Source organism: Roseateles sp., assembly GCF_039595295.1.
Classification (GTDB): domain Bacteria; phylum Pseudomonadota; class Gammaproteobacteria; order Burkholderiales; family Burkholderiaceae_C; genus Roseateles.
On the sequence record NZ_JBCNLU010000027.1, the window covers coordinates 1 to 14,890 of the forward strand.

10 protein-coding genes are annotated in these 14,890 nt (G+C 68.8%); 4 read left to right on the plus strand and 6 right to left on the minus strand.

Translation table 11 applies throughout. From position 1 onward, the window contains the following. The 3 genes from ABDW59_RS17780 to ABDW59_RS17790 form a co-directional block, all read left to right on the plus strand. Window positions 1-776, plus strand: a 776-nt coding sequence (locus ABDW59_RS17780) for a hypothetical protein (protein WP_343631484.1), incomplete at its 5' end; no start/stop codon positions are given. A 429-nt stretch (window positions 777-1,205) separates the two neighbouring features. Then, window positions 1,206-2,573, plus strand: coding sequence for an MFS transporter (locus ABDW59_RS17785; protein WP_343631486.1), 1,368 nt, complete (start codon window positions 1,206-1,208; stop codon window positions 2,571-2,573). A 24-nt stretch (window positions 2,574-2,597) separates the two neighbouring features. Beyond that, entirely contained in the window at window positions 2,598-3,203 is a 606-nt protein-coding gene (locus ABDW59_RS17790) for a GNAT family protein (RefSeq protein ID WP_343631488.1), read from the plus strand. On the opposite strand, the gene ugpQ is transcribed toward ABDW59_RS17790, so the two are convergent. The 5 genes from ugpQ to ugpB form a co-directional block, all read right to left on the minus strand. Next, window positions 3,187-3,945, minus strand: a complete 759-nt coding sequence (gene ugpQ / locus ABDW59_RS17795; protein ID WP_343631584.1) for a glycerophosphodiester phosphodiesterase — start codon at window positions 3,943-3,945, stop codon at window positions 3,187-3,189. The genes ABDW59_RS17790 and ugpQ overlap by 17 nt on opposite strands. A 50-nt stretch (window positions 3,946-3,995) precedes the next feature. Continuing rightward, on the minus strand, window positions 3,996-5,102 hold the full coding sequence (locus ABDW59_RS17800) for a sn-glycerol-3-phosphate import ATP-binding protein UgpC (RefSeq protein ID WP_343631490.1): 1,107 nt from the start codon (window positions 5,100-5,102) through the stop codon (window positions 3,996-3,998). Between the two features lie 11 nt (window positions 5,103-5,113). Next, window positions 5,114-5,962 (minus strand): sn-glycerol-3-phosphate ABC transporter permease UgpE, encoded by an 849-nt coding sequence (gene ugpE, locus ABDW59_RS17805; RefSeq protein WP_343631492.1) that lies wholly within the window; start codon window positions 5,960-5,962, stop codon window positions 5,114-5,116. A gap of 1 nt (window position 5,963) precedes the next feature. Then, a complete protein-coding gene (gene ugpA, locus ABDW59_RS17810; protein WP_343631494.1) occupies window positions 5,964-6,851 on the minus strand; it encodes a sn-glycerol-3-phosphate ABC transporter permease UgpA in 888 nt (295 codons plus the stop codon). Window positions 6,852-6,967: 116 nt separating this feature from the next. Then, window positions 6,968-8,290 (minus strand): sn-glycerol-3-phosphate ABC transporter substrate-binding protein UgpB, encoded by a 1,323-nt coding sequence (ugpB, locus tag ABDW59_RS17815; protein WP_343631496.1) that lies wholly within the window; start codon window positions 8,288-8,290, stop codon window positions 6,968-6,970. A 374-nt stretch (window positions 8,291-8,664) separates the two neighbouring features. On the opposite strand from ugpB, the gene ABDW59_RS17820 reads away from it, so the two are divergent. Continuing rightward, window positions 8,665-12,567, plus strand: a complete 3,903-nt coding sequence (locus tag ABDW59_RS17820; protein WP_343631586.1) for an FAD/FMN-binding oxidoreductase — start codon at window positions 8,665-8,667, stop codon at window positions 12,565-12,567. A 222-nt stretch (window positions 12,568-12,789) separates the two neighbouring features. On the opposite strand, the gene ABDW59_RS17825 is transcribed toward ABDW59_RS17820, so the two are convergent. Beyond that, entirely contained in the window at window positions 12,790-14,730 is a 1,941-nt protein-coding gene (locus ABDW59_RS17825) for a Cache 3/Cache 2 fusion domain-containing protein (RefSeq protein WP_343631498.1), read from the minus strand. Window positions 14,731-14,890: the final 160 nt, after the last annotated feature.

Genomic DNA, 14,890 nt, shown 5'->3' on the forward strand with positions numbered 1-14,890 from the left:
TGGGTAGCGTGGGAACGGTCGGCAAGCCCAACCACGGCTACCGCGTCGTCTACTTCGACAAGACGGATACGCCCGCCTCCGAGCCGCTGCGCCTGCGCACGCTGGCCCACGAGATGGGCCACAACATTGGCCTGGGCCATGCCCGCACCATCACTTGTCTGGACGACGCGGGTCGGCGTGTGTCGATGTCCGCGAACTGCACCGAGGATGTCCAGGGCGATCCCACGGATGCGATGGGGACCTCGGGCCGAGTCAGCAATCCGGGTCCGGAAGGCAACGACTACAGCCCGATGGATCCCAACCCGCGACTGCTCGCCGCATCGCGCGCCTACGACCTGGGCTGGCTGACGCCGTCGGAACTCCAGGTGGTCACCGGCCCCGGCGTTTACCGGCTGCGTCCGCTGTACTGCTCCGCCGACAACGGCGCGCCGCGCGCGCTGCGCCTGGCCTCCACCACGCCGGGGCGCGATTACTGGCTCGAGACCCGCATCGCCTGCGGCGGTCCCTACGACAACTTCCGCAACGGTTCGATCCACCACGGGGTGAGCGACACGACGGTGAACGGGCTGATCATTCGGCAGGGCGATTCGGGACCGGGGCCGTCGGGCAGCACCTTCCTGCTGGATCTGCATCCGGCCACGACCAACGGCTCCAGCGGCTTCGTCGACGCGGCGCTGAGCCGGGGCGAGGTCTTCTCCGATCCGCTGCCGGGCGGCCTGCGTTTCGAGATCACGGCGGTCGACGCCGACGGCACCATCACCGTCCGCATCCGGTGACCCGCGCAGGCCCGCCGCGTCCGCGCGGGCCTGTCCGGCCTGTCTTTTCGCACTTGCCGCCCGCATGAGGGCGCTGATAGCATCGGCGCCTTGTTCCTCCCCGGAACCTCTGCAATCCACCGCGAATGCGGTCCTCACAAGCGGCCCTCGCCGGCCGCCGATCTCCGATGACCAAGCTGCTCGACCGCACCAAATCCGACGCCCTCGCGTCGGTGCGCGCTCGCGTCCTCGGTCCGGAGACGCGACGACCGTAGCGCTCCGGCGCGGACGCGACCAGCGTCGGCGACCGCCTGATCGGCTCATGGCTGATCCCCGCGCGGCGCCTCATTCACAGGTCTGATTGCATTCATACGCATCCGGCGTCCAGGCCGGATCCGACCGGCGCCGACGACGTCGACCACGACGCGGGGCCGCCTCCGGAGATTCATCATGCTGCCCACCAGGCAACCCAAGTCGTTCGATCGACTGCTCGACCGTTTGCTGGACCTGATCCGGCTGCCCGCCGGCGATCTGCTGCGCAACCTCGTCTACCGTCGGCTGTGGACGTCCATCCTGATCAGCTCGCTGGGCGGTCAGATCACGCTGCTGGCGCTGCCGCTGACCGCGGCCATCCTGCTGCACGCCACGCCCACGCAGATGGGTCTGCTGACCGCGATGGAGCTTGCGCCCTTCGTGCTGTTCTCGCTGCCCGCCGGCGTGTGGCTGGACCGCGTGCGCAAGCTCCCGGTCTACATCGTGGGCGAGGTCACGCTCGCCGTCGCCGTGGGCAGCGTCCCCATCGCCGCCTGGATGGGCTGGCTGGGCATGCCCTGGCTGTACTTCGTGGGCTTCCTGCTCGGCACCGTGTACACGATCGCGGGCAGCGCCTCGCAAATCGTGCTGACGCAGGTGGTGAGCCGCGACCGCCTGGTCGAGGCCCACGCCAAGAACGCGCTCGCGTCCTCCGGCGCGGAAGTCGCCGGTCCCGGCGTGGCGGGCGCGCTGATCAAGCTCGTGGGCGCGCCGCTGGCGCTGGCGGTGGACGCCTTGCTGCTGCTGGTGTCCGCGCTGATCCTGCGCGGCGTGAAGGTCGACGAGGTCCTGCATCGCCGCGACGGCGCCGATTTCTGGCGCGATCTGAAGGCCGGTGTCGCGTTCGTCCGCGGCAAGCCCATGCTGGTGAGCCTGGCCTGCGCGGTCGGAGGCTGGCAGATGTTCAACCAGGCGGCGCAGGTGGTGCAGATCCTCTTCGCCACCCGCGTGCTGGGCCTGTCGGCGCAGAGCGTCGGCCTGTCCTACATCGCGCTGGGCGCCGGCACGGTGCTGGCGAGCGCCCTGGGCCACCGGGTCAGCGCGCGCGTCGGTCCCGGTCCCTGCCTGATCAGCGGCTTCCTGATCTGCGGCATTGGCTGGACGGCGCTGTGCGTCGCGCCGGCCAACGCGATCGGTGTCGCGGCCTTCGCCTTCACGCTGTTCATGTTCGGCGTCGGCGCGGTGTTCATCTTCATCAACTTCCTGTCGCTGCGCCAAGCGGTCACGCCCGCGCCGCTGCTGGGCCGCATGACCAGCACCATGCGCTGGCTGATCCTCATCCCCGCCGGCCCCGGCGCGCTGATCGGCGGTTGGCTGGGCGAGCACGTCAGCCTGCGCGCCGCGCTGGGCTTCGCGGGCATCGGCGCGCTCCTGCTGGCCGTGGCCGCCTGGCAGCTTCGGGCGATCCGCACGGTGCGTCAGCTGCCGCGCGTCGAGGAAGAGGTCGCGCTCGGCGCCGAGGCCCAGCCCGGCGGCTTGAACCTGCAACCCGTCAACGGCAACTGACCGCCCCTTTCAGCGATGCGACCCATGCCTGCCACCGACGATCCCATCCTCATCGATGTTCCCGAATGCCTCGAGACCCCGCGGCTCTTGCTGCTGATGCCGCGCGCCGGCATGGGCCCGGCGCTCAACCGCGCCGTGCTCGAGGCCCAGGAGTCGCTCAAGCCCTGGATGCCCTGGGCCCACGAGACGCCCAGCGTCGAGCAGTCCGAGGCCATCGTGCGCCGCATGCAGGCGCAGTTCCTCAAGCGCGAGCACCTGGCGTTCCACGTCCACGAGCGCGGGCCCGACGGGAGCGTCGGGGCGCTGATCGGCGGCGCCGGTCTGCACACGCTGGACTGGAAGATCCGGCGTTTCGAGATCGGCTACTGGCTGTCGCCCTCGCGCGCGGGCCGCGGCCTGACGAGCGAGGCGGCGACCGCGCTGACGCGATTGGGCTTCGAGCGGCTGCGCGCGCGGCGCATGGAAATCCGGGTCGACTCGCGCAACATCGCCAGCCGCAAGGTGGCCGAGCGCCTGGGCTTCTCGCTCGAGGGCGTGCTGCGCCGCGACGCGCTGGACGTCAAGGGCGAGCCCTGCGACACCTGCGTCTACGCGCTGATCGCGCTGGACGATCTCAAGCGGTCGGACTGAAGCGGTCCACCGCGTCGGTGATGATGCCGTCGACGCCGTTGGCGATCAGCCATTGGGCGGTGGCGGCGTCGTTGACCGTGTAGACGAGCGCCTTCATCTCGGCCTCGTGCAGGCGCGCCACCAGCGCCTGATCCATCAGCGCGTAATGCGTGATGACGGCGCGGCAGCCCAGCGACTGCGCCAAGCCCAACCACCCGTCGGCCGGCTCCAGCTTGTCGAGCAGCAGCCCGCGCGGCACCTGCGGCGCCGACTCGCGCGCGCCGCGCAGCGCCTCCGGCTGGAAGCTGCTGAACAGCACCGCGCCCGGCGCGGTGTCGCCCCACAGCCGCAGCACCTCGCGGCCCACGACCTCGCCGGTGCGGAACTCGTCGCCCGGCGTCGGCTTGATCTCGATGTTCAGCGCATGCTGATTGCGCCGCACGAAAGCGGCGATCGCCTCCAGGCTGGGCGGCGGCTCGCCCGCGAAGGCGCGGCTGTGCCAGCGGCCGGCGTCCAGGCGGGAGAGCTCGCTCCAGCTCAGGTCCGCCGCGCGGCCGCGTCGCGTGGTCGTGCGGTCCAGCGTCGCGTCGTGCAGCAGGAAGGGGATGCCGTCGGCGCTGAGCTTCACATCGCATTCGAAGGCGCGGTAACCGTGGCGCGCGCCCTCGCGGAAGGCCGCGAGCGTGTTCTCCGGCGCCAGTTTGCCCGCACCGCGATGCGCCACCCAGAAGGGCAGCGACCAGGGCCAGACGGCCTCGACCATCGAGGCGCCCGCGTGTTTGCCGTCGCTCATGATCCCGCTCCGATCGATGTTCACTCGACCCGCTGTCCCGTCGCCGCGTCGAACCAATGCAGCCGCTCGACCGGCGCCTTCAGCGTCACCACGTCGCCGGGACGCGGCGGCGTGTCCGTGCCGTCGATGCGCAGCGTGAAGGCCGCGGCGCCCAGACGCCCGTAGACCAGGCGCTCGGCGCCCAGCATCTCGACCATCTCCACCCGCAGCGGCCAGGTCGCGAGCTGCGACGCATCGGCGGCGACGGCCTGGCCATCATGCGGCAACGCATGCTCGGGCCGCAGGCCCAGGATCAGTTCCCCGGTCCGCGGCGCGGGATGCGGCAGCGGCAGTGCGACGTCGCCGATGACGAAGCGCGCGCCCGCGGCGTCCGATTCCGCGCGGCCCTTGAGCAGGTTCATCGCCGGCGAGCCGATGAAGCTCGCGACGAAGGTCGTGGCCGGCCGGCCGTAGACCTCGTCCGGCGTGCCGAACTGCTCCATGCGGCCCGCGTTCATGACGACGATGCGCTGCGCCAGCGTCATCGCCTCGACCTGGTCGTGGGTGACGAAGAGCGAGGTCACGCCCAGCTCGCGGTGCAGCTTCTGGATCTCCAGCCGGGTCTGCACCCGCAGCTTGGCGTCGAGATTGGACAGCGGCTCGTCGAAGAGGAAGACCTGCGGGTCGCGCACGATCGCGCGGCCCATGGCCACGCGCTGGCGCTGGCCGCCGGAGAGCTCGCGCGGACGGCGCTCCAGCAGATGCGCCAGCTCCAGGATGCCGGCCGCCTTGTCCACGCGGGCGCGGATCTGCTCGGGCGGCAGCTTGCGGATCTTCAGGCCGTAGGCCATGTTCTCGAAGACGCTCATGTGCGGGTAGAGCGCGTAGTTCTGGAACACCATGGCGATGTCGCGATCGGCCGGCTCGACCTGGTTCACGACCTTGTCGCCGATGGCGATCTCGCCGTCGCTGATCTCTTCCAGACCCGCGACCATGCGCAGCAGCGTGGACTTGCCGCAGCCCGAGGGGCCGACGATCACGACGAACTCGCCGTCCGCGATCTCGGCGTCGACGCCGTGGATCACCGGATTGGCCTTGGCGCCGTGGCCGTAGCGCTTGACGACCTTGCGCAGGGAGATGCTTGCCATCGAGGTCCTTCTTACTTTTCGGTGTCGACCAGGCCCTTGACGAACCAGCGCTGCATCAGCACCACGACCAGGGCCGGCGGGATCATCGCCAGCAGCGCGGTGGCCATGATGACGTTCCAGTCGTTGGCCGCGTCGCCGCCGCCGATCATTCGCTTGATGCCGATGACCACGGGATACATGCGCTCGTCGGTGGTGACCAGCAGCGGCCACAGGTACTGGTTCCAGCCGTAGATGAACTGGATCACGAAGAGCGCCGCGATGCTGGTCCTGGACAGCGGCAGCAGCACGTCGCGGAAGAAGCGCAGCGGTCCGGCGCCGTCGATGCGGGCGGCCTCGACCAATTCGTCGGGCACGGTCAGGAAGAACTGCCGGAACAGGAAGGTCGCCGTCGCCGAGGCGATCAGCGGGACCGTGAGGCCCGCGTAGCTGTCCAGCATCTTGAGGTCGGCCACGACCTGGTAGGTCGGCCCGATGCGCACTTCCACCGGCAGCATCAGCGTGACGAAGATGGCCCAGAAGAAGACGTTGCGCAGCGGGAAGCGGAAGTACACGATCGCGAAGGCCGACAGCAGCGAGATCGCGATCTTGCCGATGGCGATGATCATCGCGGTCACGAAGCTGACCCACATCATCTGGCCGACCGGCGCCTTCGATCCCGCGCCGCTGCTGCCGAAGAGCGCGGCGGAATAGGTATCGATCAGGTGCGCGCCCGGCAGCATCGGCATCGGCGCCTGCAGCACCTCGCTGGCGGTGTGCGTGGAGGCGACGAAGGCGATGTAGATCGGGAAGGCGACGATGATCACGCCCAGCACCAGGATCAGGTGCGAGAGCGCGGTGAGGACGGGGCGACGCTCGACCATGTCAGTACTGGACCTTCTTTTCGACGAAGCGGAACTGCAGGACGGTCAGCGAGATCACGATCACCATCAGCACCACGCTCTGCGCGGCCGAGCCGCCCAGGTCCAGCGCCTTGAAGCCGTCGTAATAGACCTTGTAGACCAGGGTCGCGGTGTCCTTGCCCGGGCCGCCCTGCGTCGCCGCGTCGATGATGCCGAAGGTGTCGAAGAAGGCGTACACCACGTTGATCACCAGCAGGAAGAAAGAGGTGGGCGAGAGCAGCGGGAAGGTGATGGTCCAGAAGCGCCGCCACGGGCCTGCGCCGTCGATGGCGGCGGCCTCGATCAGGGATTTGGGAATCGACTGCAGCCCGGCGAGGAAGAACAGGAAGTTGTAGGAGACCTGCTTCCACACCGCCGCCATGACAACCAGCGCCATCGCCTGATCGGCGTTGAGCAGGTGATTCCATTCGATGCCCAGCCGGCCCAGCCCGTAGGCCACCAGGCCGATGCCCGGCGCGAACATGAAGACCCACAGCACGCCCGCGATCGCCGGCGCCACCGCGTAGGGCCAGATCAGCAGCGTCTTGTAGAGCCCGGCGCCGCGCACCACGCGATTGGCCATGGTCGCCAGCAGCAGCGACAGCCCCAGCCCCAGCACCGCGACCAGCAGCGAGAACACCGCCGTGGTCTTGAACGAGGCCAGATAGCCGGGGTCGTCGAGCAGCACGCGGAAGTTGGCCAGGCCCACCCACTCGGTGGACAGGCCGAAGGCGTCCTGCTGCTGCAGGCTTTGCAGCAGGGCCTGGGCCGCGGGCCAGAAGAAGAAGACGCCGATCACCAGCGCCTGCGGCGCGAGCAACACCCACGGCAGCCAGCCCGAGCGGAAGAGTACGCGTTTGGTTTGGGCCACGATGGGTCGTCCTCAGCCGATGAGGCGGGTGGTCGCGCCGACCGAGCTGATCGAGCGGATCACGCCGATCAAGTCGGTCGCGTTGACCGAGCGCGTCGCGCCTGTCGAAGCGGCGCTCACAGCTTGGCGGACTTCTGGAACCGTTCCAGCAGCTCGTTGCCGCGCTTGACCGCCGCGTCCAGGCCGTCCTTGGCCGAGCGCCGGCCGGCCCAGACCGGTTCCAGCTCCTCGTCGATGACGGTGCGGATCTGCGCGAAGTTGCCCAGCCGCACGCCGCGCGACTTGTCGGTGGTCTTGCGGATCATCTGCTGGACCGCCACGTCGGTGCCGGGGTTCTCCTTGTAGAAGCCGCTCTTCTCGGTCAACTCATAGGCCGCCTTGGTCACCGGCAGGTAGCCGGTGCGCTTGTGGCTCTCGGAGGCCACCTCGGCCTTGGACAGGTACTGGAAGAACGCGGCGACGGCCTTGTACTCGGCCGGCTTCTTGCCCGACATCACCCACAGGCTGGCGCCGCCGATGACGGTGTTCTGCGGCGCGCCGGGCACGTCCGGGTAATACGGCAGCGGCGCGATGCCGGAGGCGAACTTGGCGTTCTTCTTGATGTTGGCGTACAGGCCCGAGGAGCCGGTCATCATGGCGCACTCACCCGAGAAGAAGCTGGAGTCGGCGGCGTTGCCGCGGCCCTTGTAGACGAACAGGCCCTGCTTGGCCATGTTGGCCAGGTTCTCGATGTGGCGCACGTGCAGCGGCGAGTTGAACACCAGCCGCGCGTCCAGGCCGCCGAAGCCGTTGTTCTTGGTCGCGTACTCGACGTTGTGCCAGGCGGAGAAGCTCTCCAGCTGCGTCCAGCTGACCCAGCTGGTGGTGAAGGGGCACTTGTGGCCGGAGGCCTTGAGCTTGGCGGCCGCGGCGGCGACCTCGGGCCAGGAGCTCGGCGGCTTGTTGGGGTCCAGCCCGGCGGCCTTGAAGGCGTCCTTGTTGTAATGGAAGACCGTGGTCGAGCTGTTGAACGGGAAGCTCAGCATCTGGCCGTTGGGCGCGGTGTAGTAGCCGGCCACCGCGGGCACGTAGGCCGCGTTGTCGAACTTGGCGCCGGCCTGCTGCATCACCTGGCCGACCGGGACGATCGCGCCCTTGCTGGCCATCATGGTGGCGGTGCCGACCTCGAAGACCTGCAGGATGTGCGGGGCGTTGCCGGCGCGGAAGGCGGCGATGGCGCCAGCCATGGACTCGTCGTAGCTGCCCTTGTAGGTGGGGACGACCTTGACCTCCTTCTGGCTGGCGTTGAAGTCCTTGGCCAGGTCGTTGACCCAGTCGCCGAGCGCGCCGCTCATCGAGTGCCACCACTGGACTTCGGTCTGCGCCGCGGCGCTCAGGGGGGACATCAGGGCGGCCGTGGCGATCGAGGCGGCCAGCAACGTGGTCTTGACGGGCTTCATGGGTCTCCGATGCTCGAGAGGGTGGTTCTGCGGCCCGGGTCGGAGACGTCGGATGGACGTCCGGCGGCGGGCCGGCGAGCTTATCGATCGATTGTGACACCGCCGAACTGAGAGTCCCTCGCCCGGGATTGCCCTCTGGCGCTGCGGTAGGATTCTGCCCATTGCCCAGTCCGGGCCGGTCGCGATCGCGGCCTTTCGCAACGCCGGTTCCGGCGCCGTGTCCAGCGGCGGCGGCGGATCACAAGTCCGAGGCGAGGTCCGGTCGCGGCGCTTCTCGCTTTTCCCCAGCCAGGCCGCGGCGTCCCAGAGGACGCACGAGGCCGCAACTCCCGGTGCGCGAGCACCAGGCCGCCATGAACGCACCGCATCCGCCGATGCCCGCCGCCCCCGCGATGGTCGGCGACCTTGCCCAGACCCACGCGCCCGCCGCCCGGCTGCGCGAGATCCCGTACAACTACACCTCCTTCTCCGATCGCGAAATCGTCCTTCGTCTGTTCGGCGCTCGCGCCTGGGAGCTGCTGGACCAGTTGCGTGGCGAGCGCCAGACCGGCCGCTCCGCGCGCATGCTCTACGAGGTGCTGGGCGACATCTGGGTGGTGCAGCGCAATCCGTACCTGCAGGACGACCTGCTGGACAACCCCAAGCGCCGCGAGGCTCTGATCGGCGCGCTGCGCCACCGGCTGACCGAGGTCCAGCGCCGCCGTCATCCGGAAGACGACGCCCAGCGCGACGCCTGGGTCGGCGAGCTGCTCACCGCCGCGGAAGCGGCCGTCGGCGCCTTCGCTCACCAGTTCGAGCAGGTGGCCGAGCTGCGCAAGCGCGCGACCAAGGTCTTCGCCCGCACGACGGCCAAGGACAACGTCAAGTTCGACGGCCTGTCCCGCGTGGCCCACGTGACCGACGCGACCGACTGGCGCGTCGAATACCCGTTCGTGGTGCTCACCCCCGACACCGAGGCCGAGATGGCCGCGCTGGTGGCGGGCTGCTTCGAGCTGGGCCTGACGGTGATCCCGCGCGGCGGCGGTACCGGCTACACCGGCGGCGCGGTGCCGCTGGTCTGGAACAGCGCCGTCATCAACACCGAGAAGCTCGAGGCCATGCGCGGCGTCGAGATGGTCTCGCTGCCGGGCCTGGACCAGCCGACCGCGACGATCTGGACCGAGGCCGGCGTGGTCACGCAGCGCGTGTCCGATCTGGCCGAGCTGCACGGTTTCGTCTTCGCCGTCGATCCGACCTCGGCCGAGGCCTCCTGCGTCGGCGGCAACGTCGCGATGAACGCCGGCGGCAAGAAGGCCGTGCTGTGGGGCACCGCGCTGGACAACCTCGCCTCGTGGCGCATGGTGACGCCGGACGCGAAGTGGCTGGAGGTCGTGCGCGTCAACCACAACCTGGGCAAGATCCATGACGTGGAGGTCGCCAGCTTCGACCTGCATTACTACGACGCCACCGGCAAGACGCTGGAGCGCACCGAGCGCTTGGACATCCCCGGCCGCACCTTCCGCAAGGAAGGCCTGGGCAAGGACGTCACCGACAAGTTCCTGGCCGGCCTGCCCGGCATCCAGAAAGAAGGCTGCGACGGCCTGATCACCAGCGCCCGCTGGATCGTGCACCGCATGCCGGCGCATGTGCGCACCGTCTGCCTGGAGTTCTTCGGCAACCCCAAGGACTGCGTCCCGTCCATCGTCGACATCAAGGACTTCATGTTCGGCGAGATGAAGAAGCCCAACGGCGCCATCCTCGCCGGGCTGGAGCATCTGGACGACCGATACCTGAAGGCGGTGGGCTACGCGACCAAGAGCAAGCGCGGCGGCCTGCCCAAGATGGTGCTGATCGGCGACATCGTCGGCGACGACGCCGATGAAGTGGCCCGCGCCACCAGCGAGGTGGTGCGCCTGGCCAACGGCCGCTCGGGCGAGGGCTTCGTCGCCGTCAGCGCCGACGCGCGCAAGAAGTTCTGGCTGGACCGCAAGCGCACGGCCGCGATCTCGAAGCACACCAACGCCTTCAAGGTCAACGAGGACGTCGTCATCCCGCTGCACCGCATGGGCGAGTACACGCTGGGCATCGAGCGCATCAACATCGAGCTCTCGTTGCGCAACAAGCTGGCCCTGGTCGGCGCGCTGCGCGAGTTCTTCGAGACCGGCAACCTGCCGCTGGGCAAGACCGACGACGCCGGCGAGATCCCCAGCGCCGAGCTGCTGGAGGACCGCGTGCAGCAGGCGCTCGCGCTGCTGGACGAGGTCGAGCGGCAATGGCGCCAGTGGATGCAGGAGCTGGACCTGGAGCGCGAGGGCGAGCGCAGCTTCTTCGAGCAGCTGCAGGACTACACGCTGCGCGCCAGCTGGCGCAAGCAGATCCTCAAGCCGCTGCAGGACCTCTTCGCCGGCGCCTCGTTCGCGCCCATCGTGGCGGAGTGCAAGCGCATCCACAAGGAGGTGCTGCGCGGCCGGGTGTGGGTGGCGCTGCACATGCATGCGGGCGACGGCAACGTCCACACCAACATCCCGGTGAACTCCGACAACTACGAGATGCTGCAGACCGCGCATGAGGCGGTCGCCCGCATCATGACGCTGGCGCGCTCGCTGGATGGCGTGATCTCGGGCGAGCACGGCATCGGCATCACCAAGCTGGAGTTCCTCAACGATGACGAGCTCGCGGGCTTCGCGGGCTACAAGGCCAAGGTCGATCCGGAAGGGCGCTTCAACAAGGGCAAGCTGCTGCGGCCCGGCACCGGCGGCCACGGCAGCCAGAACACCTTCGCCGATCTGACCAACGCCTACACGCCCAGCTTCGGGCTGATGGGCCACGAGTCGCTGATCATGCAGCAGAGCGACATCGGCGCCATCAGCGAGTCCATCAAGGACTGCCTGCGCTGCGGCAAGTGCAAGCCGGTGTGCGCGACCCACGTGCCGCGCGCCAACCTGCTCTACAGCCCGCGCAACAAGATCCTGGCGACCTCGCTGCTGGTCGAGGCCTTCCTCTACGAGGAGCAGACCCGGCGCGGTGTCTCGATCAAGCATTGGGAGGAGTTCGAGGACGTGGCCGACCATTGCACGGTCTGCCACAAGTGCGTGAATCCGTGCCCGGTGAAGATCGACTTCGGCGACGTCACGATGAACATGCGCAACCTGCTGCGCAAGATGGGCAAGAAGAGCTTCCGTCCCGGCAACGCCGCCGCGATGCTGATGCTCAACGCGACGAATCCGGAGACCATCAAGGTCGCGCGCGCGGCCATGGTCGGCGTCGGCTTCAAGGCGCAGCGCATCGCCAACAGCCTGCTCAAGCGGGTCGCGCGCAAGCAGACCGCGGCGCCTCCCGCCACCGTGGGCACTGCTCCGATCAAGGAGCAGGTCATCCACTTCATCAACAAGAAGCTGCCGGGCGGCTTGCCGAAGAAGACGGCGCGCGCGCTGCTCGACATCGAGGACAAGAACTACGTCCCCATCATTCGGGATCCGAAGAAGACCTCCGCGGATGCCGAGGCGGTCTTCTACTTCCCGGGCTGCGGATCGGAGCGGCTGTTCAGCCAGGTCGGTCTGGCGACGCAGGCGATGCTCTGGCATGCGGGCGTGCAGACGGTGCTGCCGCCGGGCTATCTGTGCTGCGGCTATCCGCAGCGCGGGTCCGGCCAGTTCGACAAGGCGGAGAAGATCATCACGGACAACCGGGTGCTCTTCCATCGCGTCGCCAACACGCTGAACTACCTGGACATCAAGACGGTGGTCGTGTCCTGCGGGACCTGCTACGACCAGCTCCAGGGCTACAAGTTCGAGGACATCTTCCCCGGCTGCCGGATCATCGACATCCACGAGTACCTGCTGGAGAAGGGCATTCAGCTCGACAGCAAGCAGGCCTATCTGTATCACGACCCCTGCCATTCGCCGATGAAGCTGCAGGAGCCGATGAAGACGGTGAAGGCGCTGGTGGGGCCGGAAGTGATGAAGAGCGAGCGCTGCTGCGGCGAGAGCGGCACGCTGGGGGTGACGCGTCCGGACGTGTCGACGCAGGTTCGCTTCCGCAAGGAAGAGGAGCTGCGCAAGGCGGAGATGCAGTTGCGCGATGCGGGCAAGGTCGGGGCGGAGGAGAACCTCAAGATCCTCACGAGCTGCCCGTCCTGCTTGCAGGGGCTGAGCCGCTACGGCGGGGACATGCAGAACGGCCTGCTGGAGGCGGACTACATCGTGGTCGAGATGGCGCGCAAGATCCTGGGCGAGGATTGGATGCCCGCGTATGTGGCGAAGGCCAACGACGGGGGCATCGAGCGCGTGCTGGTCTGAGTCCGAAGACCCTCTCCCCAGCCCTCTCCCGCAAGCGGGCGAGGGGGCCATACGGCTCGCTGCCAATCGAGCAGCGCGGTTCCTGTTCACTCCCTCTCCCGCGAGGCGGGAGAGGGCGGGGGGAGAGGGTGGGAACGTTGCAGGACGCTAGACCCCGAAGACCCTCCCCCCATCCCTCTCCGGCAAGCGGGCGAGGGGATAATTAGCGCGAGGCACTTGGTCTCAGACCCTGAACTGCCCGACCTGAGCGACCAGCCGATGCGCCTGCTCCCGCAGGCTCTCCGCCGCCGCCGTGCTTTCCTCGACCAGCGCCGCGTTCTGCTGCGTGCCCTGATCCAGCTGCGCCACCGCGCCATTGATCCGCGACACGCCCTGCGACTGCTCGCGCGACGCGGTCGAGATCTCTCCGATGATGTCCGTCACCCGCTTCACGCTCACGACGATCTCCTGCATCGCAGCCCCCGTGTCGCCCACCAGCCGCGCGCCCGATTCGACCCGTTCGCCGCTGGCTGTGATCAATCCCTTGATCTGCTTGGCCGCCTCCGCGCTGCGCTGCGCCAGCTGACGCACTTCCGCCGCGACCACCGCGAACCCACGCCCCTGCTCACCCGCGCGCGCCGCTTCCACCGCCGCGTTCAACGCCAGGATGTTGGTCTGGAACGCGATCGAATCGATCGTGCCGATGATGTCGCCGATCTGGCGGCTGGCCGCGCTGATCTCGTCCATGGTGCTGACGACCTGCGCCACCACCTGACCGCCGCGCTGCGCCGCACGATCCGACTCGCCCACCAGCTGATGCGCCTGCTCCGCCGACGCGGCCGTCTGGCCCATGGAGCTGGCCAGCTCCTCCAGCGCCGAGGCCGTCTCCTGCAGATGGCTGGCCGACTGCTCGGTGCGCATCGACAGATCGCGGCTGCCCGCCGCCACTTCCGCCGAGGCCGTGCCGATGCTGTCGCTGGCCTGGCGCACTTCGGTGATCGTGCGCGCCAGCTGCTGTCGCATGCGCTCGACGCCGGCCGCCAGCGCGCCCAGGTCGTCCTCGTGGCGCACCTGCACCGGATGGGTCAGGTCGCCCGCGGCGACCGCCTCGACCGCCTGATTCAGGTCGGCCAGCGGGCGGCCCACCCACAGGTTCAGCAGCCAGGTCACGCCCACGCCCAGCAGGACGACGGTCGCCAGCACCAGTCCCCACAACGTCCACAGCGTGCGGTTGTGCGCCGCCAGCGCCTGCGAGCGCGAGGCCTCCGCCACGACCCACCAGCCTGTGGCCTTGGACTTGCGGGCCACCGCGAAGGCGTCCTGATACTTCTCGCCGTAGACCGCGTGCACGGTCTCCAGCACGCCGTCCTCGTCGCCGCTCAGCGTCTTGACGAGCCCGGCCGCTTCCTGCTCGGGCATCAGCTCCGCGAGCTTCTTGCCTTGCGCGCGCGGATGAGCGCGCAGCATCGCGTCGGCCGGCGTCTTGCCGGTCTCGATCAGGTACAGGCCGCCGGTGTCGTAGAGCTTCACCGCGTCGGCCATCTTGACCAGCTCCTCCTGCAGCCCGCGCATGTCGAAGCCGATGTACAGCACGCCGACGATCTTGCCGCCCGCGTCCTTGATCGGCGTGTAGCGCGTCATGTAGGGGACCTTGAACAGCGTCGCCGGACCGACATAGGTCTCGCCCGTCGAGACCTTCGCATAGGCCGCGCCGTCGCGCGCCAGCGTCGTGCCGATCGCGCGCGAGCCGTCTTCCTTCTTCACCGAGGTGGTGACCCGCACGAAGTCGTCCGCGCCCTTGCGCGCGAAGATCGTCGCGTTGCCGCCGGTCAGGCGCGTGAAGCGGTCGACCGCATCGAAGTTGCCGTTGAGCTTCTGACCGTTGTAGGAGAGCTCCCCATCACCGCTCAGCGCGAACTCGCCGCCGGTGAAGTCGCCCGCCAGCACGTCGTAGAGCCGGTTGGCCGAGTCCCGCGCGGTGCGGTCCAGGGCGTCGGCCACGCGCGCCACCGAGGCGGCCTCGGCCGACATGTAGTCCACCGTGCGCTGACGGGCCTGATCAGTCAGTACCCAGGACAGGGCGCCGCAGATCAGCACCAGCATCGCCGCGATGGCGGCGCTGGACCACAGGGACACGCGGCGAGCGACGGTCGCGCGCGCGGCATTCATGTTGTTCTTGTTCATGACGGACGGCCCCGCCGGGGAGGCGGAGCGGGCAGGAGTGGGCGGGGGATTCGGGGCCAGACACGTCTTGAAAGTCTTGTCATCGTGTCTGGATCAAAACTTTATGCGCGTCTGAGCGCATAGCGACCACTTGTCCGCTCTCGGCGTGCGGGATAACCCG

Excerpts from the sequence above, each read along its gene's own strand:
- ABDW59_RS17785 (WP_343631486.1), top strand. The coding sequence starts at position 1,206 with ATGCTGCCCACCAGGCAACCCAAGTCGTTCGATCGACTGCTCGACCGT.
- ugpQ (WP_343631584.1), bottom strand. The coding sequence starts at position 3,945 with ATGGTCGAGGCCGTCTGGCCCTGGTCGCTGCCCTTCTGGGTGGCGCAT.
- ugpE (WP_343631492.1), bottom strand. The coding sequence starts at position 5,962 with ATGGTCGAGCGTCGCCCCGTCCTCACCGCGCTCTCGCACCTGATCCTG.
- ABDW59_RS17825 (WP_343631498.1), bottom strand. The coding sequence starts at position 14,730 with ATGAACAAGAACAACATGAATGCCGCGCGCGCGACCGTCGCTCGCCGC.
- ugpB (WP_343631496.1), bottom strand. The coding sequence starts at position 8,290 with ATGAAGCCCGTCAAGACCACGTTGCTGGCCGCCTCGATCGCCACGGCC.
- ABDW59_RS17790 (WP_343631488.1), top strand. The coding sequence starts at position 2,598 with ATGCCTGCCACCGACGATCCCATCCTCATCGATGTTCCCGAATGCCTC.
- ABDW59_RS17800 (WP_343631490.1), bottom strand. The coding sequence starts at position 5,102 with ATGGCAAGCATCTCCCTGCGCAAGGTCGTCAAGCGCTACGGCCACGGC.
- ABDW59_RS17820 (WP_343631586.1), top strand. The coding sequence starts at position 8,665 with ATGCCCGCCGCCCCCGCGATGGTCGGCGACCTTGCCCAGACCCACGCG.